This window comes from Paenibacillus albidus (assembly GCF_014644435.1).
GTDB classification, from domain to species: domain Bacteria; phylum Bacillota; class Bacilli; order Paenibacillales; family Paenibacillaceae; genus Paenibacillus_AQ; species Paenibacillus_AQ albidus.
Genome location: NZ_BMKR01000036.1, coordinates 62,245 through 72,153, shown reverse-complemented (window position 1 = coordinate 72,153; position 9,909 = coordinate 62,245). Strand labels below are relative to the sequence as shown.

The window sequence follows — 9,909 nt, the reverse complement described above, 5'->3', positions numbered from 1 at the left end:
AGACGGCAGCGGCGCCAAGTCGGGTAACCGGACGAGCATCGGTGTTGAGATATGCGAGTCTGGCGACTACACAAAGACGCTGGACAATGCAGCCGGGCTGGTTGCATCTATGCTCAAGGAGCGCGGATGGGGCGTGGATCGGCTTCGGAGGCACTTTGACTGGTCAGGCAAGATATGCCCACAGTTGATGTATGACGGCGGTGAATGGACCGGATGGGCGGTGTTTAAGGCACTTGTGCAGTTCAAATTAAATGAGGAGGATGAAGCAATGACAGCACAGGAAAAGAAAGACTTTGAAGCAATGCAGATGCTCATTAAGGCGCAAGCAGAGGTAACGTTGGGTCTGTCCAACCGGATCACGGAGCTGGAGACAGCGGCCAAGCTGCCCGAGATCCCGAAATGGGCCTTGCCATCATGCGAGGCGGCCAAGGCTGCGGGGTTGCTGGATACCACCGCAAATGGCAGCTATGACTTTTACCGGATGGTTACGATCCTTCACCGCGCAGGAGCCTTCAAAAAGTAAAATCCCAAACGCTTGGGAATATGAAAAGCCCCGTCAACCTTAACTGGTCAACGGGGCTTTATTTGTTTTTTTATCTTATTCTAAATTATCTATCGCGTATTGCGCTTCTTCCGCAGTGAATTTTTCCCCGTATTCTGAAATCAATTGATCGTAAATAGCCGAATCTGACATACTCATATTTTCTGCATATGTTTGTGCCTTTTTTAATGCATTTTCTTTCCAATCAAATACAATGTTATCAATGGCATATTGAGCGGCTTCTTTAGGGAAATTCTCTCCATATTCAGAAGTCAGCTGATCGTAAATGCCTGCCTTTGACATACTCATATTTTCTGCATATGTTTCCGCTTTTTTTAATGCTGATTTATGTTCCCTAGGGACACTTTCCTCTTTTGCCTTGGCTTCAGCCGCAGCCGCAGCTTCAGCTTCTTCCTTAGCCTTTTTCTCCGCTTCAGCTTTTTTCTCTGCTTCGATTGCCTTTAATTCCTCGGCAGTTGGAGTTGCAGCAGGAGCTTCAGTCTTTTCAGCAATTACAGCTTGAGCTTGTTCGGTTGCAGCCGGCTTTACACTTGGAGCGACTGTCGCCGTTTCAACATCATTTGTAGGCTCAGTATCAGCATTAGAAACACCAACTATAAATAGAACAAGACAAGCAGCTGAGATAATTAAATTTCGCTTTACTGTATTCTTTTTTCGGAGCTTTGCTATCGCTCCCATTATGCCAAATACTAGGAATGCCAAAAAACCCATAACTCCAAGAAAAATCCACATTTCATAATCCCCCTAAATCTGATAATTAATTCAAAATAATTCTATCAGAATTAGGTAATATTTACTATCTATTTTACAAAGAACAGTAAAATAGACCCCCAAAGATTCGGGAGTCTGTTTCGGCCGGTACCCATCCGGCCATCATCAGGTGGGCATCACCATTTCAGCACCAGGATAATCGTATTCGCGATGCTGATTATCAAGGCTGCATAAGTGGCCCAAATAGTGGTTCGCTCCTTCAAGTTCATTCTTCATCGCTCCTTATGTTATAATCGAAAGGAAAGACGTCCCTTGTATTTCATCCCCGAAACCTTAGCCCCTTTAGGGGCCAAGGTTCTGGGATTACTTACCTACTCAGCAAGTAGATGAGGGTGAGGATTGAGTTTATCAAGCCGATGATTGCCGTCACCGTCTTGAGTGTTTCATCTCTTTCCTCTTTGCGTCTTTCCTTTCTTCGTTTCATCATTATCACCTCCTTCCTATACTCTTATTATATACTCACGTGAGTATAAGGTCAACACTTTTTATACTTGCGCAAGTATAATTTTAGTGTTATCTTTGAATAAAGGAGGGACAAGCTTTGGACGATAAAAAAGGCACCTCAGCTACACGGGCCAAGAACAAATACAACGCTGCTAATTATGACCGGCTTTATCCTTATGTGGCCAAAGGGCGCAAAGAAATTTATGAAGCTGCTGCGAAGGCGGCAGGCATGAGTCTGAATGATTACATCATTACTGCCATTGAAGAAAAATTAAAACGTGAAAATGCAGAGCCGCCACAGGAATAAACCCGGGCGGCTCTTTGTTTTAGACCACATAACCATTACTGGGCGCGAACATTGGTTGGGTTAATAATTGATAATCGTAGCTTCTACCAATTCTTCTACCGTCAAGAAAAACCATAACGACACATAAAGAACCTTATACGCCGGTAGAGTGCGCGAATTAAAACTAATAGAACCTAATAAACACCGACAAAACCCATATGTTCCGCACTCGTAATGCGTAGGGCACACGGATTCCCTTCCTCAGCTTCCAAAAAATATATGTAGCGCAACTTTCCGGGTAGCGGGGACTGTGCTTTTTTTTGCTATGTCATCCAAGGATAACATTTACTTAAGTGAAGGATAATTGTATTAAAATCGCGAATACTCCAGTTATGAAATTCTTTGTGAAATCCTTGTTAAAGACGTCTTAAGGATAAAACTAAAATAGAAGAGGAATGAAATATGAAAAAGCAAAAACAAGTGAGCACTGAAAGAAAGAAAGATAAAGACTATCTTATTGTTACTGTAGAGCAAAAGGATTATGAGTTAATTGATTTAAGGACCAATAAACCAATATTTTTTTATAGCAATCCCGTAAGCGAAAATAAAGAAACAGGATCTGCAGTATTTCAAGAACTAGACTCAATTCAATTTCATACCAAAATAGATGGTAAGAAGAACACTCTTGAATATTTTTCTCCTAATAGTGTTGCAATATTACTTTCAGTATCAAATAAATCAATGATGGAAGCAAAAACTTTATTCAATGAAAAGATAAATCCAGATAAAATAAACCATTTTGAAATAGACGAAGCGCTTGACCGAATAACTAACATATCAAATAAATCTCGTTTAGTGTATGACTATATTGAACTGATACAAACAAGTATAGTATTTGGTTATACAGCATTAGAGGCATTTGTTAATTTAAGTATCCCTGATAATTATCAGTACAGCGAAAAGAACTCAAAAGGAATAAATGAAATTTATGATAAAGAGGCCATTGAGAGGTGGCTATCATTGAAAGTAAAACTTAGTGCTATTCTCGTATCTATATACGAAACAAAGCCTATAAAGCAACTTCAATTGTGGACTAGGTATAATCAATTTGAACAATACAGAAATGAAATTATACATCAGAAGTCTGTAAACCATACTAACTTTTATAAGAAGTATTTTAACAAGGAGATTTTTAACTTATGTAAGGTTCCAGAAGAAATAATAAAGTTCTTTTTTTATGAAAGAATTCAGGATGGTAAAACAAACCCATTGTGGCCATGGGTGATTAATGCAAAAAATGATTTTCCTAGTAGGATTTTAGATCCAGCTAGCGTAGAAATCACAGGTAATATTTTTGAAGGGAGATTCACAAAGTAGTTGTTCCTAGAAACTGCTGGACCATTAATTACTTGTCCAAGGCTGTCTCTCATATTTATGTCAAGTTAATCTGCAAATGAATGCGTTGAGCTAGTTCAGAACTTTCCTTTGCTAACGTATTTGTAAACGAACTGAATGGAACGGATATAAATATATACCTTGAAAACATAGTGTTAATCATTGTTTAGGAACTTAATTAAACGTAGATTAACCTTTCCCCAAGCTCAGTTGGTTAGAGCGGTCGGCTCATAACCGATTGGTCGGGGGTTCGAGTCCCTCAGGGCCCACTTCGCCGAAACCCTTACGTTGTAAGGGTTTTTTGCTGTTTATAGATTTTTTATTTCAAAGAATTTTTTCCCTGTATTGTTTTGGCACGTTTAAGGCAAATTATGTTCTACATTAATGAAATGGTGGTGCATTTAATCTCATGTATTTGTCCCCGCGTTTATATCACCTGTTTGTACGCCCGCAATGGTTCACCAATAAATATATTCACGAGCGTATCAAAAGCCGTTTCTCATTAGAAAATAAAAGCGTTCTGGATTTTGGCTGCGGAACCGGAGCAAACTGTTCCATATGCGATGCGGAGCATTATTATGGCATTGATCCGGACGCCAAAAGAGTACAATTTGCCAAACAGTTACATCCGAAGCATACCTTTATGGTGTTTGACGAAAAGCATATTCCGATACCGGATCAGACCGTAGACCTCATTTTGATCATTGCAGTTCTGCACCATATTCCGAACGAACAAATTACCGAATATCTAAGCGAGTTCAGCAGAGTAATGAAACCCGAAGGAAAAATGATTGTCATCGAGCCCTATTTAAGCCCGCGGCACAAAATCAACAACTGGTTTATGAACCAGTATGACCATGGTGAGTTTATTCGCAGTGAGGATGAATATCTGCAGCTATTCAATCGTCAACAGTATGAGTATCAAGTGATCAAAAAGTTCAGAAAAGGCCTTCTCTACAACGAAATCTTTTTTACAGCCGCGCTCAAAGAAAACCCTATTCCCAAAGAGGCAGAAGCGTTTATATCCATCACGACGGATCTAACCGTACAAGCTGCTGAACAATCCGCGGCGGATCAAATCCTTGGTGAAGAGGCGCTAAGTGCAAGCACAATAAACTAAATCCTGGTGTACTCCCTAATTTCAAACACTTTGGAATTAGACAACCTGAAGGAAGCATATGGGTTATATAAACGCTACCCGAGGTGGATGATGCGACCTATGTTTCAGAATCAGGAGTTTACAATCTATATTATAGACAAGGGGGATATTCTGCGGTTTATTGTGATTGAGATCATCTTTGGAACAATGACCTATTCTCTGGCGATGCAGCTTTTCCATAATTTCATTTTGGCCAGCGCAGGGGGCTGGGCAGGGACGGAGGGGTTGAAACGACTAGTGACCATGAAGAAAGGGATAGCCAAATAACAAAAAGGCTCTGGGGAGCCAGCACACCCGCTTATGAGGCGTTTCCATTACAGCAAACCGGCCTGCTTTTGTAAAAGAAGCGGCCGGTTTGCTATTGTAGGCTTATCTACTCCTAAGGTGCCGAATACTGCACCCATTGCTGGCCCGTTTCCGGCCAGTTTCCATACACTGCATGCTCCCTGTCATTGGAGTGGGCAGGTTGAAATCCGTCATTCAATGCCCCGCTACTCTCCCACGAAGAACAATAAGAAGCCGTTACAGCTGCATTAGCCGCGATGTTCGTTAAGGTGCTGTCCTGTGGGACAGTGGGGAAGCGGGCCGTATCTTGTTTCAACTGACTCCATGTATACCGCAGCATCCACACATCCCAATTGGTAATGGTGGCAGAATTGCCGGCCCACATGATGGTGGGCAGCGGAAAGCCGCCGGGCGGACGATCCTGTGGTTCGTAAAAGTCCGGCAAGCCGAAGCCTTGGCCTATTTCATGTTCCGTAATTTCGATCTCATGATTGTTCAGGGTACTCAAAATGTAATTGTCCGACATCCGCTGTCCCCAGTCTCCGCCAGCTCCGCCGCCGAAATTGGCTGTGGCCCACAGGTACATATCGTAACCGCTTATTAAGGCCCCCGGGATAGGAATAATTAGGATTCTCAAAATGTCCTCCATCTCATAGTATAAGGCATTTGTTACTATGTGAATCCACCATTTTTATCATAAAAATGGTAGTATAAGCAATCCTATAGCTCGAATATTTGAAAAATTTATCATAACGGACAACGTATAGCCCATATGACTAAGTAAGTAATTTATTGTTACGTTAATAAGGAGGGATATCATTGGATGTTTTCGTTACCCGCTCATTAGACGAGATACGTTTTTGGTCCAGGATCATGAAGGAGCACTCATTATTTCTGAGGTTGGGTTTTAGAGCGGAGGATACTCAACTTATTGAAGAAGCGAAAAGGTTTCAAAGTATTTTTGAGGATATTGAGAGAAGATCATATGAATTTAATATTGATGCAGATCCCTACACTATTAAAGTGTTTAATACAGAGGTACAGAATGCGGCGACTAATATTTGGGCATTTAAAAGAATGGTGCTGGGCCTTATATTACAATGCAAACTTCCTGGACAAACAAATTTCCCTTTACTGGTAGATCACGTAAGCCGGGAGGCTAATTACTTTAGAAACCGCTTAGGGGAACTTAATGCAGGGATGCTTGAACCATTACCTGATGCTATCATCGATGAAAATGTCTTTTTCTTAAAGATTATGGCTGATCATGCACAATTTATAGGCCATTTGCTTGATCCCTCTGAACGGAAACTGGTTGAGCAGGCAAGGGGATTTAGTGATGATTTTGACAAGCTGGTATTTCAAGCGGTGGATTTAAGTTATATGCGGCCACAATCCCAAACAGTTCCTCTACTAAGTCAATTTGTTGATGAAAACCGGGTTTCTGTCCAATCTTTACGTGATTTCAAAAAAACTGCACGGGATTTAATTGAGGAATGCCGAATAAAAAGTATTATTCATCCTTTGTTAGCCGATCATGTATTTCGTGAAGCGGAGCGATTCCTTTATATACTTGATATGTTTGACAAATCCTTATCCGGTGTCAAGATAAACAAAAAAGAAATAGTCCACTGATTAGGGAAACATACAACATAGCCAGAGACATAGATTTTGTCCAATCAATTCTACTGGAATCTCATACTTTATAGTAGGAGGTGGAATTGAATGGCAAATGTAATATTTGTACCGGCTGATTTCCCGACCATCGCTGCAGCGATAGTCGCAGCCAATGAATTTGATACGATTCTGGTTGCCCCTGGAGTGTACAATGAAACCATTATCGTGAATAAAACGATTCAGCTGCACGGGGCTCAATCAGGGGTAGACGCACGCACCAGATTCCCTCTTGCGGAATCCACTATAACGGGTAACAATGCCAGTGGGGTGGTTCAAGTGACCGCCGACAATGTGGTCATTGATGGGTTTACCGTACAAAACAACTCTGCAGGCCCGGGGATTACAACAAGCCCGCTTACCTCAGGGTATTGGATATTTAATAATATTATCCAAAACAACGTGCTCGGGCTCTATTTGAACTCCTCTGGATTAACCTTTTCACAAGCAAGGTTTAACTTAATTCAGAGCAATAATCAGCCGGGTGCTGCCACAGGAAACGGTATTTATACAGATCAGGCGTCCGTTAATGTGTTTATTGACAACAACAAATTTCAAGGTACCCACGCCAATGCTTCCATAAACTTCTCTGGCGTAGCCCCAGGAGTTCAGGAAGACATTCTTATCGCAAATAATTTAATGGTTCAGGACAATTCGATTGCTCTGACGAACACCACAAATGTTAAAATCACAAATAATACCATGCTAAACACTCAGGGAAGTTCCATCTTTATCGCCGGTGGCACCGATCGAACAGAGATCGAAAGCAATATTTTGCATAATAGTATTTCAAATGGGATTAGTGTAAATAACGTTTTCGATCCTGATGATAATACCAATATCCGGGCAAAGTTGAACAGTATCCAGGGAAATACGGTCGCAGGGCTAAACATTGCAGCCGGTTCTTATAATACGACTCCGCCAAACCGGAGATTGGACGCTACAAATAACTGGTGGGGAAGTGCAAGTGGACCTGCTCCTATTGGAACAGGGGATACTGTGATCGATCCTGATGCGGTAGCCGAAATTACACCATTTTTAACGGCCGATCCGACGGCTTCCCAAGCTATACCGGGGAATATGTTATCCACAGGACCGATTCAAAGGAATGGGTCGAATGTTCAAACCATTATTGTGGATGTCCTTAACAATGATCCGTTAACAATGGCTGTTGTTGAAATCAGAGGTTTCATTATGGGAACTGCAGGCCCTAAAACTCCATTTGTGCATGAGATATTTACCCTTGATCCAAGCACCAAAATCCAAAAAACGTATTCGGTTTCTGGATTTGAGGAATATGAGTTCCAATTCGGAATTACAGCTACTGACGCCGTTCATATCTCTATTTGGCCAAGAGACATTGGCGGGAACTTATTGCCAACTCAACGAATTGTGACTTCTGAATTACAACAAATAAGCATTTTAACACCAATATCCTGAATCGGTATTGGAACATTAAGCAGTTTCCGTTCATTAGTAGGATCAACGTGTGCGCTTAAGTGGACGCTCCGCAAACGGAACGTTGTTCCAATCGCTCTTGTGTCCAGATTTTTTTCATCCCCCTTAGCGGTGAAAATCCGGACACAAAGGCGACCGCTGCCGCTTTTCCGCGGGTCATTCCGTCCGCTCCGCTGTTGAAGTGTAAGAACGACCCCTTCTTCTTTAGGATCACAAAAAAAGAAACCCTTCTTTGGTAAAATGGAAGTGTCGAGCATCCATTTCAAAGGAGGGTTTTTTTGTACATTCACCAAAGTCATTAGTTACGCCTACACTCAGCGCATCTACTGCTCACGGCAAATCGCCAAAGCCGTGAGGGGAAATATTCCTTTCATATGGTTGGCCGGACGCCAGCGCCCGGACTTCCGCACCATAATCATTTTGGCCTACAGCGTACACCCAAGGCCGACGGATACCCGTTGCCTGAGGCCCCATTTGGAGAAAGCCAAACAGATGCTGGCCCGCTCCCCGGGAACCGTCATTACAGATGCCTGGTACGGCAGTGAAGAAAATTACGCCTACTTGGAACACGAAGAAATTCAGGCGGTGGTGAAGTACGGAAGCTACCATGCGGAGAAGAGTAAGGCATTTAGAAAGGATGTCAGCAAGATCGAGAACTGGACGTACAACTCCGGCGAAGACACCAGGACCTGTCTCGCGGGACAAACGCTGGTTTTCCGTAGAGAAAGCAAGGAAACGACAGAAAGTGGTTATGAAATTCACAAACGCCATTACCGGAGCTTAGGCCGTGAAGGCTGTCCGCTGAAACCTCGCTGTATTCAAAAAAGTTTTATTAAGAGTCGGCATAACAAAACCCCAGGATATTCTCCTGGAGTTGCAAATGCTTCAGGACCCAGTGGCTGTACCGGGGCTTATCCCCCGCTAATCTGAGTAGGCCGTACCGTTAAAGCTTTCCGGACCAATTCTGTTAACGTTTATCGTGCTGTGTACAAACAAAGAGTAGATTAATTCACCTGTGGATTCCGGATTGTAGTCAGATCCAACCAGATAGAGAGTGAATGTGTTGGTAGGGGTGGTTGCTCCGGGATTTAATTGAATACGATTGGAGGACACTATGGGATCGGTGGCTTCGGTTCCTCTCACAGCAAATAGGGTAAGCGTGATAAATCCGCCTGAAAATACGAAAAAAGTTGCAACGCCGCTTAGCTGAACTCTAATCGCTCCCACAGACCCGGCGGTGGCTAAGCCGATTTGGCCAATTAATACATTCTGGTTAGCGGTTAAGCCAACCCCATTCATACTGCCGGCTGTGCTGGCGTTCTGGGAAGTCCTGGCATCAAGTAAACGAGTCATAGAAACACCTTCAATCTTTTTGAGATATATTATGCGATCCATTGAAGGGTTTCGTCCGCAGGTTGGAAATCATTTGGCAGCACCTATGAATCCCCGTTGCTTGTGCGGTGGGAATGTGAGAATATAGATAAGCAATATATTTGAAGTGGAATAGAGGCAGGAGATTATGCTTAAGACTATATTCAAAAATTATCCATTGTGGTTTATGCTCATCTGGTGTGCTGTGATGATAGGGTTCGTTGTTATATTCATAACGGGAATAAATTTAGCGCTTATGATGGGTGGTCTTCTGATATTATATGTGTCAAATGCCATTCGAGCGTGGAAGAGCGAACGGATTCTATCCGTGATTTCAATAGTATTATCTTGTGTATTTGCGGTAGCTACATTCTTGTTGCTATAGGAGATTAAGTGTGCACGAGAGGTGCCTATGAGAAAATTATCATATAGCAGATACCCATTGATTCTATCCGTTATGAATGTACTGGTATTTATTATCTTAATGCCCCAAAGTTGGCTTCG

At 42.4% G+C, this 9,909-nt stretch carries 9 protein-coding genes, 1 tRNA gene and 2 pseudogenes; 9 read left to right on the top strand and 3 right to left on the bottom strand.

Translation table 11 applies throughout. From position 1 onward, the window contains the following. Positions 1–523 (top strand): peptidoglycan recognition protein family protein (locus tag IEY53_RS35415; RefSeq protein WP_373293948.1); only part of this gene is annotated, 523 nt, incomplete at its 5' end. A 75-nt stretch (positions 524–598) separates the two neighbouring features. Here the strand turns inward: IEY53_RS35415 and IEY53_RS27630 are convergent. Further along, the gene (locus IEY53_RS27630; RefSeq protein ID WP_444544134.1) at positions 599–1,054 is read right to left on the bottom strand and encodes an Ltp family lipoprotein; all 456 of its coding nucleotides are present in this window, start codon (positions 1,052–1,054) and stop codon (positions 599–601) included. An 820-nt stretch (positions 1,055–1,874) separates the two neighbouring features. Here IEY53_RS27630 and IEY53_RS27625 point away from each other — a divergent pair. The 5 genes from IEY53_RS27625 (at position 1,875) to IEY53_RS27605 (ending at position 4,884) form a co-directional block, all read left to right on the top strand. Continuing rightward, positions 1,875–2,084: a hypothetical protein gene (locus IEY53_RS27625; protein ID WP_189030716.1), complete on the top strand. Its 210-nt coding sequence runs from the start codon at positions 1,875–1,877 to the stop codon at positions 2,082–2,084. A 441-nt stretch (positions 2,085–2,525) separates the two neighbouring features. Beyond that, positions 2,526–3,440: a hypothetical protein gene (locus IEY53_RS27620; RefSeq protein WP_189030714.1), complete on the top strand. Its 915-nt coding sequence runs from the start codon at positions 2,526–2,528 to the stop codon at positions 3,438–3,440. A 221-nt stretch (positions 3,441–3,661) separates the two neighbouring features. Further along, positions 3,662–3,727 (top strand) — tRNA-Met (locus tag IEY53_RS27615). A gap of 140 nt (positions 3,728–3,867) precedes the next feature. Then, positions 3,868–4,578: a class I SAM-dependent methyltransferase gene (locus IEY53_RS27610; protein WP_189030712.1), complete on the top strand. Its 711-nt coding sequence runs from the start codon at positions 3,868–3,870 to the stop codon at positions 4,576–4,578. A 99-nt stretch (positions 4,579–4,677) separates the two neighbouring features. After that, on the top strand, positions 4,678–4,884 hold the full coding sequence (locus IEY53_RS27605) for a hypothetical protein (protein ID WP_229696396.1): 207 nt from the start codon (positions 4,678–4,680) through the stop codon (positions 4,882–4,884). 124 nt (positions 4,885–5,008) lie between these two features. Here the strand turns inward: IEY53_RS27605 and IEY53_RS35410 are convergent. Further along, positions 5,009–5,543: pseudogene (locus tag IEY53_RS35410) on the bottom strand (discoidin domain-containing protein); the annotation flags it as partial. Positions 5,544–5,721: 178 nt separating this feature from the next. On the opposite strand from IEY53_RS35410, the gene IEY53_RS27595 reads away from it, so the two are divergent. From IEY53_RS27595 to IEY53_RS36185, 3 genes and pseudogenes are all read left to right on the top strand, one after another. Next, positions 5,722–6,537, top strand: coding sequence for a DUF2935 domain-containing protein (locus IEY53_RS27595; RefSeq protein ID WP_189030710.1), 816 nt, complete (start codon positions 5,722–5,724; stop codon positions 6,535–6,537). Positions 6,538–6,627: 90 nt separating this feature from the next. Continuing rightward, positions 6,628–8,016 (top strand): right-handed parallel beta-helix repeat-containing protein, encoded by a 1,389-nt coding sequence (locus tag IEY53_RS27590; protein ID WP_189030708.1) that lies wholly within the window; start codon positions 6,628–6,630, stop codon positions 8,014–8,016. 435 nt (positions 8,017–8,451) lie between these two features. Further along, positions 8,452–8,850 (top strand): annotated as a pseudogene (locus IEY53_RS36185) (IS1182 family transposase); the annotation flags it as partial. A 105-nt stretch (positions 8,851–8,955) separates the two neighbouring features. Here the strand turns inward: IEY53_RS36185 and IEY53_RS27580 are convergent. Then, positions 8,956–9,387 (bottom strand): hypothetical protein, encoded by a 432-nt coding sequence (locus tag IEY53_RS27580; protein ID WP_189030706.1) that lies wholly within the window; start codon positions 9,385–9,387, stop codon positions 8,956–8,958. Between the last annotated feature and the right edge of the window lie 522 nt (positions 9,388–9,909).